Genomic DNA, 17619 nt, shown 5'->3' on the forward strand with positions numbered 1-17619 from the left:
CGCTCGCCGTCTGTCGGACCGCCGTGGCACGATCGCACAGGTGACCAGCAGATCCACCACCGAACAGCGCCTCGGCGACCTGGCCCGCCTGCGCCGCGTGCGTGACCGCATCGACCGGGAGTACGCGCAGCCGCTGGACGTCGAGGCACTCGCCCGTGGGGTCAACATGTCGGCCGGGCACCTCAGCCGCCAGTTCCGGCAGGCCTACGGCGAGTCCCCGTACGGCTACCTGATGACCCGACGCATCGAGCGGGCGATGGCGCTGCTGCGTCGTGGCGACCTCAGCGTCACCGATGTCTGCTTCGCGGTCGGCTGTTCGTCGTTGGGCACCTTCAGCACCCGGTTCACCGAACTGGTCGGCGTGCCGCCGAGCGTCTACCGCCGGGAGGCGGCCCGCGCCACCAAGGGGATGCCCTCCTGCGTGGTGAAACAGGTGACCAGACCGGTCAGGAATCGAGAAGCAGCGGCCCCCGCGCCGCGGTTAGCGTGACCGCCATGGACATCACGATCAACGCCAGCTTCCTGCCGCACACCGACCCGGACGCCAGCCTGGCCTTCTACCGGGACCTCCTCGGCTTCGAGGTCCGCAACGACGTCGGCTACCAGGGCATGCGTTGGATCACCGTCGGCCCACCCGGTCAGCCCGGTACGTCGATCGTGCTGCACCCGCCGGCCGCCGATCCGGGGGTGACCGAGGAGGAACGCCGTACCATCACCGAAATGATGGCCAAGGGCACCTACGCCTCGATCCTGCTGGCCACGCCCGACCTCGACGGCGTGTTCGAGCGGTTGCAGGCCAGCGACACCGAGATCGTCCAGGAGCCCACCCAGCAGCCGTACGGTGTTCGTGACTGCGCGATCCGGGACGCCGCCGGCAACATGATCCGTATTCAGGAAGTGCGATGAGCAGCGACAACCGGTCGGCGCCACCCGCCGCCGACAGCCACGATCTGATCCGGGTGCAGGGTGCCCGGGAGAACAACCTCAAGGACGTCACCGTCGAGCTGCCGAAGCGCCGGCTCACGGTGTTCACCGGCGTCTCCGGTTCGGGCAAGAGCTCGCTGGTGTTCAGCACCATCGCGGCGGAGTCGCAGCGGCTGATCAACGAGACCTACAGCGCGTTCATCCAGGGATTCATGCCGACGCTGGCCCGGCCGGAGGTCGACGTCCTCGACGGGCTGACCACCGCGATCATCGTCGACCAGGAGCGGATGGCCGCCAACCCGCGCTCCACCGTCGGCACCGCCACCGACGCCAACGCCATGCTGCGGATCCTGTTCAGCCGGCTCGGCAAGCCGCACATCGGCTCTCCGCAGGCGTTCTCCTTCAACGTCGCCTCGATCAGCGGCGCGGGCGCGGTGACCATCGAACGTGGCGGCACCACGACGAAGGAGCGGCGCAGCTTCAGCATCACCGGTGGCATGTGCCCGCGCTGCGAGGGCACCGGGCGGGTCAACGACATCGACCTGACCGCCCTCTACGACGACAGCAAGTCGCTCAACGAGAGCGCGATCACCGTGCCCGGTTACAGCATGGACGGGTGGTACGGCCGGATCTACCGGGGCAGCGGCTTCTTCGACCCGGACAAACCAATCCGGAAATACACCAAGAAGGAGCTGCACGACCTGCTCCACAAGGAGCCCACCAAGATCAAGGTCGACGGGATCAACCTGACGTACGCGGGTCTGATCCCGCAGATCCAGAAGTCGTTCCTGTCCAAGGACGTCGAGGCGATGCAACCGCACATCCGCGCCTTCGTGGAGCGGGCGGTCACCTTCACGACCTGCCCCGACTGTGGTGGCACCCGGCTGAGTGAGGCGGCCCGGTCGTCGAAGATCAAGGGCGTCAACATCGCCGACGCCTGCGCGATGCAGATCAGCGATCTCGCCGAGTGGGTGCGCGGGCTGCGCGAGCCCTCCGTGGCGCCGTTGCTGGCGTCGTTGCGGCACACCCTCGACTCCTTCGTCGAGATCGGGCTCGGCTACCTCAGCCTGGACCGGCCGTCCGGGACGCTCTCCGGCGGGGAGGCGCAACGCACCAAGATGATCCGCCACCTCGGCTCGTCGCTCACCGACGTCACCTACGTCTTCGACGAGCCCACCATCGGGCTGCACCCGCACGACATCCAGCAGATGAACCGCCTGCTGCTGCGGCTGCGCGACAAGGGCAACACCGTGCTGGTCGTGGAGCACAAACCGGAGACGATCGCCATCGCCGACCACGTCGTCGACCTCGGTCCCGGCGCCGGCACGGCGGGCGGCACCGTCTGTTTCGAGGGCACCGTCGAGGGGCTGCGGGCCAGCGGTACGCTCACCGGCCGCCACCTCGACGACCGGGCCACCCTCAAGAAGTCGGTGCGTACGCCCACCGGGCAGCTGCCGATCCGGAAGGCCTCGACGCACAACCTGCGCGACGTCGACGTCGACATCCCGCTCGGGGTGCTGGTCGTGGTCACCGGCGTCGCCGGTTCGGGTAAGAGTTCCCTGGTGCACGGGTCGATCCCACCGGGCGCCGGTGTGGTGTCGATCGACCAGGGCGCGATCCGTGGCTCACGGCGCAGCAACCCGGCGACGTACACCGGACTGCTCGACCCGATCCGCAAGGCGTTCGCGAAGGCCAACGGAGTGAAGCCGGCGCTGTTCAGCGCAAACTCCGAAGGCGCCTGCCCGAACTGCAACGGTGCCGGGGTCATCTACACCGACCTGGCGATGATGGCCGGCGTCGCCACCGTGTGCGAGGAGTGCGAGGGCAAGCGATTCCAGGCATCCGTGCTGGAGTACCACTTCGGCGGTCGCAACATCGCCGAGGTGCTCGCGATGCCGGTCAGCGAGGCGGAGGAGTTCTTCGGCGACGGCGAGGCCCGTACGCCGGCCGCGCACCGCATCCTCACCCGGCTCGCCGACGTCGGCCTCGGCTACCTCAGCCTCGGTCAGCCGCTCACCACCCTCTCCGGCGGCGAACGGCAGCGGCTCAAGCTGGCCACCCACATGGCCGAGCAGAGCGGGGTCTACGTGCTCGACGAGCCGACCACCGGGTTGCACCTCGCCGACGTCGAGCACCTGCTCGGCCTGCTCGACCGGCTCGTCGACTCCGGCAAGTCGGTGATCGTCATCGAACATCATCAGGCGGTCATGGCGCACGCGGACTGGATCATCGACCTGGGTCCAGGTGCTGGTCACGACGGCGGCCGGATCGTCTTCGAGGGAACCCCTGCCGACCTCGTCGCGGCCCGGTCCACCCTCACCGGCGAGCACCTCGCCGCCTACGTGGGCGCCTGAGCAGCCACCGAGGAGGTCACTGGTTCGATCCAGGATCAGTGAGCGCCACCCCCATTTCCTAAACCGTGCGCTCTGGGCTCGTGAACGGCAGCGGGTGGCACGTGGGCGAGCGCGCGTGGCGGCAGACCTCCCTGCCGGACAAAGCGCTCAGGCTTTACAAGCGAAGGGTCGGGGTGCCTGCCGGATGCGGAGGTCGCCGGCGTGTAAGGGGTTATGAGGCAGCCTGCGGATCGGTAGCGTTGGGCGTGTCTGCGGCCGGATGGGTCGGTGGTGCTTCCGGGGCTACGCGAGGAGGTTCCGGGTGGATTCCTTGCCGGAGTTGACGTTCGGGCAGCGGTTGAAGGTCTACCGGGAGCGGTCCGGGAAGACTCGGGCGGTGCTCGGTGGGTTGGTGGGTCGTAGCGCCGAGTGGGTCAAGGCGGTGGAGACGGACCGGATCTTGCCGCCGCGTCTGCACATGATGGACCGGATCGCGCGTGCCCTGAAGATCGACGTGTCTGCCTTGGCTGTGGAGTTGGGTGACCGGTCTGCGGTGGTCAATGGGCCGGAGCATCCGGCGTTGGCGTCGGTGCGGGATGCGGTGAACCGTGTCGCGTTCGCCGGTGACGCCCCGGCGGAGTCGTTGTCCAGGCTGAGGGAGCGGCTTGCGGTGGCGTGGCGGGCACGTCATCAGGCGTCGGATCACCGGACGGTGCTGGGCGGGTTGTTACCGGGGTTGCTGCGGGATGTGCAGCGTGCCGTGTTGGTGTACGAGGGCGACGATCGGCGGCAGGCGCAGGCGTTGTTGGCGGAGACACTCGGGTTGGCGCAGATGTTCATCGCGTACCAGCCGGCGGCCGAGTTGTTGTGGCGGGTGGCGGATCGGGCGATGGTGGCGGCGCAGGAGTCCGGTGATCCGGAGGCGGTTGCCGGTGCGGGGTGGTTCCTGTGCCAGGTGCATCGGGACGCCGGGGATTGGGACACCGCGATGGCGGTGACGCTGGATGTGCTGTCGGCGCTGGAGTCGCAGGCGGCCACCGGGAGCACGAATCTGCTGGCGTTGTGGGGTGCGCTGAACTTCGAGGCCGCGTACACGGCCGCTCGGGCCGGTGAGGAAGGGCGGGCCTGGCGGTACTGGGATCGCGCGGACCGGGTGGCGCAGCGTCTGCCGGAAAGCTTTTACCAGCCGCAGACGTCGTTTTCTCGGGTCATCATGGGCGCTCACGCGGTGACTGTGGCGGTGGAGTTGCAGAAGTCCGGCGAGGCGGTGCGGCAGGCTCGCCGCCACGATACGGCGGCGATCCCGTCGAGGCCGCGTCGGGCACGCCATCTGATCGAGGTCGCGCGGGCGCACTACGGCAAGGACGACCCGGAAGCGACAGTGGCGACGCTGCGGCAGGCGTACGAGTCGGCTCCGGAGACGATCCGCTTCAACGGGTACGCCCGCCAGATCACCTTGGACCTGCTCGATGGGCCGCGCGCCACCCGGGATGATGCCCGTGACCTCGCGGTCCGAGTCGGACTCGTCTCGTGATCCAGAGGTAGGAACCTTACCCATTCCGCCGCGCAACCGACCGTAGCTTCTCGCTCACGGGATGCGGCGGGCGGTGCGAGTCACGCCCGGTCGCCGCGTCCCCCTCAATCAGAGGGCGAAGAGGCTGCCCTCGTGAGCGACGAGGGAGGGTGCGTGCGGCGCGTCTCGTACGACGAGTACCTGTCGGCCACCGCGTTGACGTTTGCCCGCCGGCATCGCCCGGTGTGGTCGCGGCAACTGTGGCGGCGGGTCTGTCGGTGCGGAGCCGACCTGCCGTGCCGTGCCCGGCACCGGATCCCGATCAACCGGGGCCACTGGCCGCAGGAGGACGAGCAGTGACCGGCGGGTCGGAGCGGATGATCCTCGCGGTGCACGTCCGAGGGCTCGACGGCATGTGCGTCGGCTGTCGGGCGTGGTGGTCACGGCTGTCGCCGTACCCCTGCTGGCAGGTGGATTGGGCGACGAGTCGGCAGGCCCGCGCGAGCGTGGCCCGGTTTCTGGGTGGTGTGCGGTGACCACTCACGGGCCGGTGTTGCCGATCTGGAGTTGTGGGGGTTGCGACCTGCCGTGGCCCTGCCCCACGCGTAGGCGGGAGCTGCGCGCGGAGTACGCCGACGCGCCGGTGTCGCTGGCGCTGTACCTCGGTGCCTACCTTGTCCAGGCGGCCGAGGACATGCCCTGGGCACCGGCCGGTGCGCTGCACCGTCGCTTCATCGGCTGGACCCGGCAGCCGGCGGAAGTACAGCAGCGGAGTACAGCAACCGTGCCGACCGGACGCGACCGACGCCAGCCCCACCAGGCCGGATGACCTCGGATCGAGCCCGGTCCGACCAGCGTGCCGAGAGTTCACACCGAAGAGGTCGGCTTCCTCGGGTGACGGGCTCGCGCTACCACTTCTCTCGCCACCACACCGCAAGCATTCCCACGGCCCCTACGAAGACTATGCATCCAGTCCCTCCGCAGATCAGTGCAGCAACGCCACCGAAGAAACCGAAGTCCCCGTAGTCCACGGCCTGACCCTACGCTTGAGGCGGGCTCATGACTGGCCAAGGCCTTACGCACCGTGTTCCGCGAGACCCCCAGCCGGCGGCAGATGGCCTTGATCGCCATCCGCTCCGCCCGGTGCAACCGACGGATCTCCGCCCAGTCCTCCACGCTTAGCACCTCCCGATGCTTCCGGAGGGGGTCAAAATTCAGCCGGAACCACGGGGTCAGTTTCAGGCGGAGCCGACAACGCTCCGGTATCCCTGGCGCTGTACCTCGGTGGCTATCTCGTCCAGGCCGCCGAGGACATGCCGTGGGTACCAGCCGGCGCACTGCACCGCCGTTTCGTCGGCTGGACCAGGCAGCCGCCGGAAGTACCGCAGCGAAGTACCGCAACCACGCCGGCCGAACGGGGAAAGAGTGTCACCAGGCCGAATGACCTCGTATGAAGCCCGATCCGACCCGCTCGCCGAGAGTTCACACACCCGGCGGTGAGGCCTTCGCCATTCAATCGTGATGATCATCACCGTGGAGTGAAACCTACTCTCGCAGGAGGGTAGGTTCGGTGTCGGTCGTCGAGGTGCGGCTACGGCCCCTCGCGGTCTCTTGAGCGGTGTTCTCCTGGGCGATGATGCCCGGAAACGGTCCGGAAATGTCCGACCGGTACTGGTATGTGCAGATCACGCCGACCCTGCGGGGAGCGGCACCGGGTGGGCGCTCGACGCGCAAACCCCTGAGCGGAAACGGCTGTATGTCTTCGATGTTGTCCGCGGTCGTCCGGCCGCGTCTGTCCCGCCCGTCCTGGTTGTCGCCGAAGGTGTTCCGGACCGAGGTCCTCGCCGGGCTGGTGGTGGCCCTGGCGCTGATCCCCGAGGCGATCAGCTTCTCGATCCTGGCCGGGGTGGATCCGCGGGTCGGACTGTTCGCCTCGTTCACCATGGCCGTGGTCATCTCGATCTGCGGTGGCCGGCCGGCGATGATCAGCGCGGCTACCGGCGCGATCGCCCTGGTCGTCGCGCCCCTGGCGAAGGAGCACGGCCTCGACTATCTGATCGCCGCGGTGATCCTGGGCGGGATGATCCAGGTGCTGCTGGCCGCCCTCGGGGTGGCGAAGCTGATGCGGTTCATCCCGCGCAGCGTGATGGTCGGGTTCGTCAACGCCCTGGCCATCCTGATCTTCGCCGCCCAGGTGCCGCACCTGCTCGGGGTGCCGTGGCTGGTCTACCCGCTCGCCGGCCTGGCCCTACTGATCATGGTCGGGCTGCCGCGATTCACCCGGGTCGTCCCCGCGCCGCTGGTCGCGATCGTCGTGCTGACCATGATCACGGTCGCTGCCGCCGTGACCGTGCCGACCGTCGGCGACCAGGGTGAACTGCCGAACAGCCTGCCCACGCTCGGCCTTCCGCAGATCCCCTGGACAATGGACACCCTGGCGCTGATCGCCCCCTACGCCGTCGGTATCGCGCTGGTTGGGCTGATGGAGTCACTGATGACCGCCAAGCTGGTCGACGACATCACCGACACCCACTCCAACAAGACCCGCGAGTCCTGGGGGCAGGGCGTGGCCAACATCGTCACCGGCTTCTTCGGCGGCATGGGCGGCTGCGCCATGATCGGCCAGACCATGATCAACGTAAAGGCGTCCGGTGCCCGGACCCGCCTGTCGACCTTCCTGTCCGGCGTGTTCCTGCTCATCCTGGTCGTGGCGCTCGGCGACGTGGTCGCCACCATCCCGATGGCCGCCCTCGTCGCCGTGATGGTCATCGTCGCGGTTTCCACCTTCGACTGGCACTCCGTCGCCCCCGCCACCCTCAAACGCATGCCGCTGGGGGAGACCCTGGTCATGGTCACCACCGTCGCCACCACCCTGGCCACCCACAACCTGGCCATCGGCGTCGTCGCCGGCGTGCTCACCGCCATGGTCATCTTCGCCCGCCGGGTCGCCCACCTCGTCGAGGTCACCAGCGTGCTCGATCCCGACGGCGGCACCCGGATCTACTCCGTGCACGGCGAGCTCTTCTTCGCCTCCAGCAACGACCTGGTCTACCAGTTCGACTACGCCGGCGACCCGGAGAAGGTCATCATCGACATGAGTCGAGCCCACGTCTGGGACGCCTCCTCCGTCGCCGCCCTCGACGCCGTCACCACCAAGTACGCAGCACGGGGCAAGACCGTCGAGATCGTCGAGCTGAACAAGCCCAGCGCTGCCATCCACGGCAGCCTTGCCGGCACCCTCGGCGCGGGTCACTGATGCCTCGCACCGACCGCGACGCCGGGCCGCGACCCGTCAGTGGCCCGGCGGCGGGCCGACTCATGCAGATCGGCGAGGCCGCCGAGCGGGTCGGCCTGAGCATCCGCACCATCCGGCACTACGAACAGGTCGGGCTCATCGTCCCGTCGGCGCGTACCGACGGCGGCTTCCGCCTCTACACGGAACCCGACCTGGACCGCCTCGGCGTGGTCAAACGGATGAAACCCCTCGGGTTCACCCTCGACGAGATGCGTGACCTGCTCGGCGTCCTCGACGCGCTGCCCGCCAGCGACGGCGCTCAACGTGCTGCCCTGCTCGACCGGCTCGCCATGTTCCACACCCTCGCCGCCACCCGGGTCGACGCGCTCCGCGAGCAACTGGCCACCGCCCAAGGCTTCGCCGACACCCTGCGGCGGCGAATCGACAAGCACCCACTCCAGAGCTGATCGGCCGGGCGTCTCGGCCGGCGTGGGTCGAGGCACGGCCAGCGGTGTGTGAGTGGCCGGGCCGTGCGCTGCCGGTTCCGGCTCGACGGCCGGTCAGTCGCCCAGCAGACCGGCGTGCCCGGCGAGCGCCGCGGCCTCGGCGCGGGTGCCGACCCGCAACTTGCGCAGCAGCGCGGCGGTCATCCGTTTCACCGTGCGTTCCGAGACGTGCAACTGGTCCGCGATGGCCACGGTGCTGCGGCCGGCGGCGATCGACCGGAGCAGGGCACGCTCCTCGGCGTCGAGAGCGACCCGGACGCCCGGGCTGCCGTGCAGCAGGTCACGCAGAAGGTGCGCCGGCAACACCGCCCACCCGTCGAGAACCGCCAACAGGGGCGGCAGCAACGCCTCGGGTTCGGCACTCTTCGGCAGGAACGCCTCGGCGCCCGCTCGCAGCGCCTCCACCGCCGGCGTCGGATCGCTGTCACCGGACATCGCCACCACACGCACCCGTGGGGTCGTGCGGCGGATGGCCGCCACGGCGCGGATGCCGCCCGGCGTCGGCATGTGCAGGTCGACGAGGGCCACGTCCGGTAGGCACCGGCACATCAGCGCGGCCGCCGCGGCGGCGTCACCGGTGGCGCCCACCACCCGCACCCGACCAGCGGTGGCCGACGGCAGCAGCAGTTCGAGTCCACGGGCGAACAGCGGGTGGTCGTCGACGACGGCCACCCGGACGGCCGGGGACTCGGACATGCCTGTTCCCTTCCCGAGCGGGTACCGATCATGCGGCCGGTGCCACCTCGGGGGAGTGGGGAACGGATGCGCGGACGGTACCTCGGACGACTGCGGGAGGCGCTCCGCCGTACCGACGTTCCCGCAGGTGGTGCCCGGGCCGCTGGCTCCGGTGACCTGTTGCTTCGGGTACTGTGCCACGAACTTCGTACGCCGGTGACCTCGTTGACCTCGTTGACCCGGGCCCTCGCCGACGAGACGAGCCCGCTGACCGGCGAGCAGCGTCGGGCCATCTCCGCACTGGCCCGCGACCACGCGGCGTACCTGCAGAATCTGCTCACCGAGGCGGCGACGAGCGTGGGCGCCCTGACGCTGCTGGCCGGGGGGAACGACCATGCGGTGCCGCTGGCGGAGGTACTGCCCGCCGTCGCGATGCTCGTACCGGCGGAGCGCCGCCGCGTCCGGGTCACCCGGGAGGCCGCACGATGTGCGGTGTCGGCCCGCCGTACCCGGCAGATGGTGGGCAACCTGGTCGAGAACGCGCTGCGCCACGGACCTGCCGCAGGTCGGGTGGGCATCCATGCGGCCTGCCGTGGTGCCGACCTGAGCATCAGGGTGCTGGATGAGGGACACGTGGCGGACACCCTGATCGAGGCGCTGCGCCGGCCCGCCCCGGCCGTCGGCATGTCCGGCCTGGGCCTGTGGATCGTCCGGGAACTGGTCGCCGTCGACGGCGGCCAGGTACGCCTGCACCGGCTGCGCCCGACCGGGGTGGCGGTGGAGGTGCTGCTGCCGGCCCGCCGGGCAGGTTGACCCGTCCGGGCCGCCGGTTGGCCCGCACGGGCCCGCGATCGGGGAAGTGACCTCGGTGACAGCTGAGCTCATCGAGGAGGGCGCGTGTTCACCCATATCAAGGACCTGCAGTTCGAGGCGAAGCCGGACGGTCCCGACGCGGCGTTCGCCCGCCGGCTCCAGGAGATCCTGGGCGGCAAGTGGGGCGAGATGACCGTCGCCAACCAGTACCTCTACCAGGGGTGGAACTGCCGGCTGCCGGGCAAGTACAAGGATCTGCTGCTCGATGTGGGCACCGAGGAGATGGGCCACGTCGAGATGATCGCCACCATGATCACCCGGTTGCTCGACAACGCGCCGTTGTCGTTGCAGGAGGCTGCCGAGGACAACCCGATGGTCGGGGCGATCTACGGCGGTTCCAATCCCGCACACTTCATCCACGGCGGCGGCGGGGCGATGCCGGTCGACAGTGTGGGAGTCCCGTGGAGCGGCAGTTTCGTCACCGCCAGCGGCAACCTGATGGCCGACTTCCAGCTCAACGTCACCGCCGAGGCCCAGGGTCGCCTTCAGGTGTCGCGTCTGTTCAACATGACCGACGACCCCGGCGTGAAGCAGATGCTCCGCTTCCTGCTGGCCCGCGACACCATGCACCAGAACATGTGGATGGCCGCCATCGAGCAGCTCAGGGAGGACGGCCTGGAGGAGATGCCGGTGCCGGACGCCTTCCCCGACTCGCCGGACTTCACCGAGCAGTTCAGCTACACGTACCTCGACTTCTCTCCCGGCGAGGACGCCGCACAGGGACGCTGGGCCTCCGGACCGACACCGGACGGCAAGGGGGAGTTCCGCTACGAACACAGCCCGCGCGCCCACGCGCCCGAACCTGTCCTGCCCCCGGGCGACCCGCGTCTGTACGGAACCAACCCGGGCATGGCACAGGGCGTGGTCAACACCGTCAAGAGCAAGATCAGTTGACGTTCACCCGCCGGGCCGCCCACCGGACCGGGTGGCCCGGCGGGTGACGCCCGCCCGAGGAGGTGTGCCGTGACCGAACTCGTGCTGCGCCCGCTCGCGGACGCGTTCATGCAGGTGGGTGTGTACGTCGCCGTGATGGTGGCGCTGTTCGGCTGGCTGCGCTGGCGGTACGGGGACCGGGTCACCGACGGGCTGGCCCGTCGCCGCCGGGTGGGCCCGCTGGTCGGCGCGCTGCTGGGGGTCACGCCGGGCTGCGGCGGCGCGATCATCCTGATGCCGCTGTACGCCCGCGGCAAGGTCTCCTTCGGCACCGTGGTGGGTGCGCTGGTCGCGACCATGGGCGACTCGTCCTGGGTGGTGCTGGCCTGGAACCCGCTCTTCGCGCTGCAACTGCACGCGTTGCTGTTCGTGGCCGGCCTGGCCACCGGGTACGCCGTGGACGCCCTCGGCATCGATCCCGCCCGGTCCGCCGCCCGGCGGCGGCCGATACCCGTCGCGGCACCGGTGGACCTCGCCGCCGACGTCGGGCCCGACCTCACCGTGTCCCGTCGCCTGTTCGGTGGACTGCTGCCCCGGGTGCCCGCGTCGACCGCGTTCTGGGGGCTGACGACGCCAGCCTTCGCGGTGTCCGTACCGGTGGTGTTCCAGATCGTCGACCCGGCGGCGTTGACCGTGATCGGCGGGATCGACCCGTACCTGGCGCTCGGGGTGCTCGGCACGCTGGTCGCGGCGCTCATCTTCGCCGCCGGGCGGGGACGGCTGGCCGACGACACCCTGGAGACCGCGCACGCCAGTACCAGGGCTGCGACGCTGCGGCACAGCGCGCACGAGGCCTCGTTCGTTACGGTCTGGGTGGCGGTGGCCTACCTCGGCTGGCAGGTGCTGAGCACCACGACCGGCTTCGACGGTTCGCAGCTCGTCCTGACCGGCCTCGTCGGTGTGCTGGTCGGTGCACTGGTCGGCCTGGTACCCGGCTGCGCCCTGCAGATCGTCTTCACCGGCCTCTACGTCAGTGGCGGCCTGCCGCTACCCACGCTGGTCGCCAACGCGATCAGCCAGGACGGGGACGCCCTGATTCCGCTCGCCGCGCTGCGCCGCCACAGCGCGGTCATGGCGACCGCCATCACCACCGTCCCCGCGGTCGTCGTCGGCGGGGCGCTGCTCGTGTTCCTGTGAACCGGCCGAAGGAGCATGCCATGTCGTACTCGACGACGGACCCCGTCGCGCTGTCGCGGATCCGGCGCAAACTCGCCGTCTTCAGCGGTCTGAGTCTCGTCGCGGTGGCCGTGGGACTGCCCGCCTGGTCGGTCGCGGCACTGGTGCTGACCAGCCTGGCCATCCCCGTCGCCGTCGGGCTGACCGGCGGCGGCAGCCTCCTGCGGCACCTGCTCCGCCCGTCCGGAGGTCTCACACCGGAATCGCCCTGTCCTGTCGCGCGCGGCGTCCCCGAACCGCCGGAGGCGCCCCGACGGTGCCGCCGGCCCGCCGGATGATCCATTCCGCGAGCACCACGTTGATCAGCCAGGCGGCGGTCATCGTCCCGGTCCGACCGGACGTCGTGAGTGGACCGACGGCGGCGAGCCAGGCCAGCTGGGTGAAGAACTGGGTGCCCGCGCCCATCCCGATGGCGTAGCCACGGATCATCCACGCGCGGTGTCGGCCGAAGTCACGGCGCCGGACCGCCCCGAAGCCGAGGACGATCGACCCGGCCATGGCGACGCTGACCACCACCCGGACGGCGACCAACGCGTCACTGTCGAAGGGCCCCGGCGGCAGGAACAAGGTCAGCCACAGGCCGCTCAGCGCGGTGAGCAGCCCGCACGGAATCAGCAGCCGACCGGCGACCCGGTGCCAGCGGCGGTGGCGCCGGCGGAACCGGGGCGCGAACTGGAAGGCGCCGAGGACGCTGAACACGGTCACCGCGACGATGTGGGCGATCACGGGCAGCGGGGCCGAGGTGATCCGGTCACCGTCGGGCAGCACCTGGGCGCCGCCGGCGAACTCGGCCAGGCGGAGGCCCCCGGCGAGTACCGGCACGGCGGCGAGCACCAGCAGGCCGGCGGGGATGAGCCAGTTCGATCTGGCGGAAGACGTCACAGCGGTGCGTCCCTTCTGCTGAGGGCAGGACCGTGACCACGTCCCCGTCCCAGGCCCGCCCGGCGCTGGGCGGACGCGGGACGCGGTTCAGTCGGGAAGGGACCCGGTCGCTCCTGCTCCGTCGATCCTGGCGAAGTGCCGGGCGAGACTCATCGGAGTGCGGGCCGACGAGGACTCGGCCGATGGACGGGCCGGCCGGCCGTACTTTGGGCCGGGATGCCGGCGGTGTTCAATCATCAGGTGGCCATCCGCGTGATCGTCGCCGACGACCAGGAGATCGTCCGTACCGGCCTGACGATGATCCTCAACGCCCAGCCGGACATCGAGGTGGTGGGCGAGGCGGGTGACGGTCACCGGGCCGTCGACCTCGCCCGGCGGCTCCGACCCGAGGTGTGCCTGTTCGACATCCGGATGCCCGTTGTGGACGGCATCGAGGCCACCCGCCGCCTCGCCGGGCCGGCCGTGGTCGACCCCTTGGCGGTGGTCGTGATCACCACGTTCGACCTCGACGAGTACGTCTACGCCGCGCTCCGCGCGGGAGCGCGTGGCTTCCTGCTCAAGGACGCCGGCACGGCCCTGCTCACCCAGGCCGTGCGGGCTGCCGCCGCCGGTGACGCGCTCATCGCGCCGAACATCACCACGCGGCTGCTGCGGGCCTTCGCCGACGCGGGTCCGGCCGCGCCGCCACCACAGCCGGTGGACGCGCTCACCCTGCGGGAGGAGGAGGTGCTGCTCGCCGTGGCGCGGGGTCGCACCAACACCGAGATCGCCGACGAACTGCACATCAGCCTCAGCACCGTGAAGACCCACATCGCCAGCCTGATGGTCAAGATCGGTGTCCGTAACCGGGTGGAGATCGCGATGTGGGCGTACCAGACCGACCGCGTCCGCCCGGGCCGCTCGGCGTAGCGCCGCGCCGCGCGGGGCATCGCGGCAGAACGCCGGGTCTGGTCTTCACGTGGCGTTCACAGAGCTTGTGGCGCGATGACATTTATTGATCGAGATGTTTGCGAGAATCCTGATGTCGCCTGCCGCGCCCCCAAGTCGGGTTCCCCCACCCGCCGTCGCAGGAGACAGTCAGGAGTCGCCCCGTGGCTCACCTACGCAGGGTCGCCGTCGTTCCGGTGCTCGCCGTCGTGCTGTCGGTCGTGCTCGTGCCGTCGGCCGCCCAGGCCACCCCGCCCAACATCCCCTCGTACAGCACGGCGGTGAGCCGGCTGAACTCCCTCACCGTCGCGGCCGAGTCGCACCAGTCCAGCTACAGCCGTGACCTGTTCCCGCACTGGATCACCATCACCGGCGCCTGCAACACCCGCGAGCAGGTGCTCAAGCGGGACGGCAGCAACGTGGTGGTGAACTCCAGCTGCTATCCGACGTCCGGGTCCTGGTACAGCCCGTACGACGGAGTGACCCGCACGAACCCCGCCGACATCTCCATCGACCACGTGGTGCCGCTCGCCGAGGCCTGGCGGTCGGGCGCCTGGGCCTGGACCACCGCACGGCGCCAGACCTACGCCAACGACCTGGGTGGACCGGAACTGTGGGCGGTCACCGGCACCGTCAACTCGTCGAAGGGCGACAAGGACCCGGCCGCGTGGAAGCCGCCGCGCGCGGCCTTCCACTGCACCTACGCCCGGGCGTGGATCCAGGTGAAGTGGTACTACGGCCTCACCGTGAACAGCGCGGAGAAGTCGGCGCTGAGCACCATGCTCAACACCTGCTGAGCCGGCGCACTGGTGACCCCGGGGGCGTGACGTCGACGACGTCACGCCCCCGTCGCTGTCGCCGTACGCGTCGAAGTCGGCCGCTCCTCGTCGGAGGACCGGACGAAGGCTTGACAGACCACATCATGCAACGTGCAATATATTGCATGTCTCTCGACGAGTTCGACCGTTACCCGTTGCTCTTCGGTCCGAGCCCGATCCACCCCTTGGACCGGCTGAGTCGCCACCTTGGCGGCGCCCGGATCTGGGCCAAGCGGGAAGACTGCAACAGCGGGCTGGCCTTCGGCGGCAACAAGACCCGCAAGCTGGAGTACCTGGTGGCCGACGCCCTTGCCCGCGGCGCGGACACCCTGGTGAGCATCGGTGGCGTGCAGTCCAACCACACCCGCCAGGTGGCCGCCGTCGCGGCCCGGGCCGGCCTGCGGGCCGTGCTGGTGCAGGAGAGTTGGGTGGACTGGCCGGACCCGGTCAACGACAAGGTCGGCAACATCCTGCTGTCGCGGGTCATGGGCGCCGACGTGCGTCTCGCGCCGGACGGTTTCGGCATCGGCGTCAAGGAGAGTTGGCAGCGGGCGCTGGAGGAGGTCCGGGCCGGTGGCCGCGTGCCGTACGCCATCCCCGCCGGGGCGTCCGACCACCCGTTGGGTGGGCTCGGCTTCGCCAACTGGGCCTACGAGGTCCAGCAACAGGAGCGGGAACTGGGGATCTTCTTCGACACCATTGTCGTCTGCAGCGTCACCGGCAGCACCCAGGCGGGGATGATCGCCGGTTTCGCCGGCCAGGACCGGCCCCGGCGGGTGCTCGGCATCGACGCCTCGGCCAAGCTCGACGAGACCCGGGCCCAGGTGGAGAAGATCGCCCGTGACACCGCCGGACGGATCGGTCTCGGGCGCGACCTGCGCGACGACGAGATCAGCGTGCTGCCGGGCTGGGCCGGAGACCGCTACGGCATCCCGATCCAGTCCACCCTGGACGCGATCCGGCTCACCGGCCGACTGGAAGGCATGATCATCGACCCGGTGTACGAGGGCAAGTCGATGGCGGCGCTGATCGACCTCGTCCGTACCCGGGACATCCCCGCCGACGCCACCGTGCTCTACGCCCATCTTGGCGGGCAGCCGGCCCTGAACGCGTACCACACGCTCTTTCCCTGACCGCCAACGTTCGCTCAGCCGTCGGTCAGGCGGTCGGCGCGAGCGTTCAGGTACCGCTGCTGCGCCAGATTCGTGGCCTGCGCGGCGGCCACACGGTACTCGGCACGGGCCGCCGCCGGGTCGCCGCGGCGTTCCAGCAGGTGCGCGCGTACGGCGGGCAGCCTCGCGTCCCGGGCCAGCCGACCGTCGGCGGCCACCTTCTCGACAAGCGTCAGCCCCGCGTCGGGACCGTCCGCCATGGCCACCGCGACGGCACGGTTCAGTGCGACCAGGGGACTGGCGTCCATCGCCGTCAGCACCTCGTACAGCATCGCGATCTGCGGCCAGTCGGTCTGCTCCGGGCCGGACGCCTCGTCGTGCAGGGCGGCGATGGCGGCCTGGACCTGGTAGGGCCCGGGAGACCCGCGGCGCAGCGCCTCGACCACCAGCGCGGTGCCCTCGGCTATCTGATCGGCACGCCAGCGGGAGCGGTCCTGTTCGGCCATCGGGATCAGTTCGCCGTGCGGACCGGTCCGCGCCGGTGCGCGCGCGTCGGTGAGCAGCAGCAACGCCAGCAGGCCGGTCACCTCGGCGGCGTCGGGCATGGTCCGGCGCAGCAGCCGGGTCAGCCGGATCGCCTCGGCGCACAGGTCGGCGCGGAGCAGCCCGGGCCCGGATGTGCTCGCGTACCCCTCGTTGAAGATCAGATAGAGCACCCGGAGCACGGTCGCCAGCCGCCCCGGAAGCTCGGCCGGGTCGGGCATCGCGAAGGGCAGGCCGCTGTCGCGGATGCGCTGCTTGCCCCGGCTGATCCGCCGGGTCATGGTCTGCTCCGGCACCAGGAACGCCCGGGCCACCTCCGCCGTGCTCAACCCGCCGACCGCCCGCAGGGTCAACGCGACCTGCGCGGCCGGGGACAGCGACGGATGGCAGCACAGGAACAGCAGGATCAGGGTGTCGTCGGAGTCCGTGCTCCGATGACCCGACGGTGCCAGCCGCCATTCGGCCACCACGCGCCGGCCGACGACGTCCTCCCGCTGCCGTCGGGCCTGCTCGGCCCGGAGCAGGTCGGTGAGCCGCCGCGACGCCACCGTGATCAGCCAGCCTCGGGGGTTCGCCGGTAGACCGTCCCGAGGCCAGCCGGTGGCCGCCGCGATCAGCGCCTCCTGGGTGGCGTCCTCGGCGGTGTCGAAGTGCCCGTAGCGGCGCACGAGCGCGCCGAGGACCTGCGGCGCCAGTCGGCGCAGCAGGCCCTCGACGGTCGGTTCATCCATCAGACGAGGTCGTCGATGCCCTCGGCGATCGGACGCACGTCGACGTACTCGCCAGGGTTGTCCGGGTTGACCAGCATGGCGGCGATCTCGGCGGCCCGGTCGAAACTGGCGCACTCGACCACCGTGTACCCGGCGAGGACCTCCTGCGTCTCCGGGTACGGACCATCGGTGACCATCGCCGCGCCGTCGCGCACCTGGACCCGACGGGCGTGCACCGGCGCGGTCAACCCCTGGGCGTCCACCAGTTCACCGGCGTCGGCGAGGTCCTGGTGCACCCTGCCCATGTGCGCGTGCATCGCGGCCACCTGCTCGGCCGACATCGCCGGCCGGTCGGACCCGTGTCCGGCCATCGCGTCGTAGTCCCGCTGCGAGCCGTACAGCATGATCATATATTTCACGGCGTCTCCCTCTTCCGTCCGCCACCATCGCGGTGCCGGT

18 protein-coding genes and 2 pseudogenes are annotated in these 17619 nt (G+C 70.3%); 15 read left to right on the forward strand and 5 right to left on the reverse strand.

All coding sequences use genetic code 11. The annotated features are described in order from the left end of the window. Positions 1 to 40 precede the first annotated feature (40 nt). The 6 genes from O7605_RS25135 to O7605_RS25160 all read left to right on the forward strand — a co-directional run bounded on the left by O7605_RS25135 (position 41) and on the right by O7605_RS25160 (position 5599). On the forward strand, positions 41 to 490 hold the full coding sequence (locus O7605_RS25135; protein ID WP_269741448.1) for a helix-turn-helix transcriptional regulator: 450 nt from the start codon (positions 41 to 43) through the stop codon (positions 488 to 490). A gap of 5 nt (positions 491 to 495) precedes the next feature. After that, entirely contained in the window at positions 496 to 906 is a 411-nt protein-coding gene (locus tag O7605_RS25140; protein ID WP_269741449.1) for a VOC family protein, read from the forward strand. Next, positions 903 to 3278 carry an excinuclease ABC subunit UvrA gene (locus tag O7605_RS25145; protein WP_269741450.1) on the forward strand — a complete coding sequence of 792 codons (2376 nt, stop codon included), beginning with the start codon at positions 903 to 905 and terminating at the stop codon, positions 3276 to 3278. The genes O7605_RS25140 and O7605_RS25145 overlap by 4 nt, the downstream gene beginning before the upstream one ends. Positions 3279 to 3579: 301 nt before the next feature. Next, entirely contained in the window at positions 3580 to 4791 is a 1212-nt protein-coding gene (locus O7605_RS25150; protein ID WP_269741451.1) for a helix-turn-helix domain-containing protein, read from the forward strand. Between the two features lie 149 nt (positions 4792 to 4940). Next, entirely contained in the window at positions 4941 to 5306 is a 366-nt protein-coding gene (locus O7605_RS25155) for a hypothetical protein (RefSeq protein WP_269741452.1), read from the forward strand. After that, entirely contained in the window at positions 5303 to 5599 is a 297-nt protein-coding gene (locus tag O7605_RS25160; RefSeq protein WP_269741453.1) for a hypothetical protein, read from the forward strand. Before O7605_RS25155 ends, O7605_RS25160 begins: the two co-directional genes overlap by 4 nt. A 224-nt stretch (positions 5600 to 5823) precedes the next feature. Here the strand turns inward: O7605_RS25160 and O7605_RS25165 are convergent. Then, positions 5824 to 5955 (reverse strand): annotated as a pseudogene (locus tag O7605_RS25165) (helix-turn-helix domain-containing protein); the annotation flags it as partial. Between the two features lie 71 nt (positions 5956 to 6026). Between O7605_RS25165 and O7605_RS25170 the strand changes: the two are divergent. The 3 genes and pseudogenes from O7605_RS25170 to O7605_RS25180 form a co-directional block, all read left to right on the forward strand. Continuing rightward, positions 6027 to 6224: pseudogene (locus O7605_RS25170) on the forward strand (hypothetical protein); the annotation flags it as partial. A 302-nt stretch (positions 6225 to 6526) separates the two neighbouring features. Then, positions 6527 to 8026 carry a SulP family inorganic anion transporter gene (locus tag O7605_RS25175; RefSeq protein WP_269741454.1) on the forward strand — a complete coding sequence of 500 codons (1500 nt, stop codon included), beginning with the start codon at positions 6527 to 6529 and terminating at the stop codon, positions 8024 to 8026. Next, a complete protein-coding gene (locus O7605_RS25180; protein WP_269741455.1) occupies positions 8026 to 8472 on the forward strand; it encodes a MerR family transcriptional regulator in 447 nt (148 codons plus the stop codon). The genes O7605_RS25175 and O7605_RS25180 overlap by 1 nt, the downstream gene beginning before the upstream one ends. 93 nt (positions 8473 to 8565) lie before the next feature. Here O7605_RS25180 and O7605_RS25185 read toward each other — a convergent pair whose 3' ends face one another. Then, the gene (locus tag O7605_RS25185; RefSeq protein WP_269741456.1) at positions 8566 to 9207 is read right to left on the reverse strand and encodes a response regulator transcription factor; all 642 of its coding nucleotides are present in this window, start codon (positions 9205 to 9207) and stop codon (positions 8566 to 8568) included. Between the two features lie 66 nt (positions 9208 to 9273). On the opposite strand from O7605_RS25185, the gene O7605_RS25190 reads away from it, so the two are divergent. The 3 genes from O7605_RS25190 to O7605_RS25200 all read left to right on the forward strand — a co-directional run bounded on the left by O7605_RS25190 (position 9274) and on the right by O7605_RS25200 (position 12129). Then, positions 9274 to 9999 carry a sensor histidine kinase gene (locus O7605_RS25190; protein ID WP_269741457.1) on the forward strand — a complete coding sequence of 242 codons (726 nt, stop codon included), beginning with the start codon at positions 9274 to 9276 and terminating at the stop codon, positions 9997 to 9999. An 84-nt stretch (positions 10000 to 10083) separates the two neighbouring features. Continuing rightward, positions 10084 to 10953, forward strand: coding sequence for a manganese catalase family protein (locus O7605_RS25195; protein ID WP_164446993.1), 870 nt, complete (start codon positions 10084 to 10086; stop codon positions 10951 to 10953). A 69-nt stretch (positions 10954 to 11022) separates the two neighbouring features. Further along, on the forward strand, positions 11023 to 12129 hold the full coding sequence (locus O7605_RS25200) for a putative manganese transporter (RefSeq protein WP_269741458.1): 1107 nt from the start codon (positions 11023 to 11025) through the stop codon (positions 12127 to 12129). Between the two features lie 231 nt (positions 12130 to 12360). On the opposite strand, the gene O7605_RS25205 is transcribed toward O7605_RS25200, so the two are convergent. Then, positions 12361 to 13050, reverse strand: a complete 690-nt coding sequence (locus O7605_RS25205) for a DUF2306 domain-containing protein (protein ID WP_269741459.1) — start codon at positions 13048 to 13050, stop codon at positions 12361 to 12363. A gap of 240 nt (positions 13051 to 13290) precedes the next feature. Between O7605_RS25205 and O7605_RS25210 the strand changes: the two genes are divergently transcribed. The 3 genes from O7605_RS25210 (at position 13291) to O7605_RS25220 (ending at position 15928) form a co-directional block, all read left to right on the forward strand. Beyond that, positions 13291 to 13959 (forward strand): response regulator transcription factor, encoded by a 669-nt coding sequence (locus O7605_RS25210; protein ID WP_269741460.1) that lies wholly within the window; start codon positions 13291 to 13293, stop codon positions 13957 to 13959. A gap of 182 nt (positions 13960 to 14141) precedes the next feature. Then, positions 14142 to 14774 carry an HNH endonuclease family protein gene (locus O7605_RS25215; protein ID WP_269741461.1) on the forward strand — a complete coding sequence of 211 codons (633 nt, stop codon included), beginning with the start codon at positions 14142 to 14144 and terminating at the stop codon, positions 14772 to 14774. A 146-nt stretch (positions 14775 to 14920) separates the two neighbouring features. Beyond that, entirely contained in the window at positions 14921 to 15928 is a 1008-nt protein-coding gene (locus tag O7605_RS25220) for a 1-aminocyclopropane-1-carboxylate deaminase (protein ID WP_269741462.1), read from the forward strand. Between the two features lie 14 nt (positions 15929 to 15942). Here O7605_RS25220 and O7605_RS25225 read toward each other — a convergent pair whose 3' ends face one another. Together O7605_RS25225 and O7605_RS25230 are read right to left on the reverse strand one after the other, a co-directional pair. Further along, a complete protein-coding gene (locus O7605_RS25225) occupies positions 15943 to 17181 on the reverse strand; it encodes an RNA polymerase sigma factor (RefSeq protein ID WP_269741463.1) in 1239 nt (412 codons plus the stop codon). After that, entirely contained in the window at positions 17181 to 17570 is a 390-nt protein-coding gene (locus O7605_RS25230; protein ID WP_269742744.1) for a YciI family protein, read from the reverse strand. Before O7605_RS25230 ends, O7605_RS25225 begins: the two co-directional genes overlap by 1 nt. Positions 17571 to 17619: the final 49 nt, after the last annotated feature.

The organism is Verrucosispora sp. WMMA2121, assembly GCF_027460185.1.
Classification (GTDB): domain Bacteria; phylum Actinomycetota; class Actinomycetes; order Mycobacteriales; family Micromonosporaceae; genus Micromonospora; species Micromonospora palythoicola.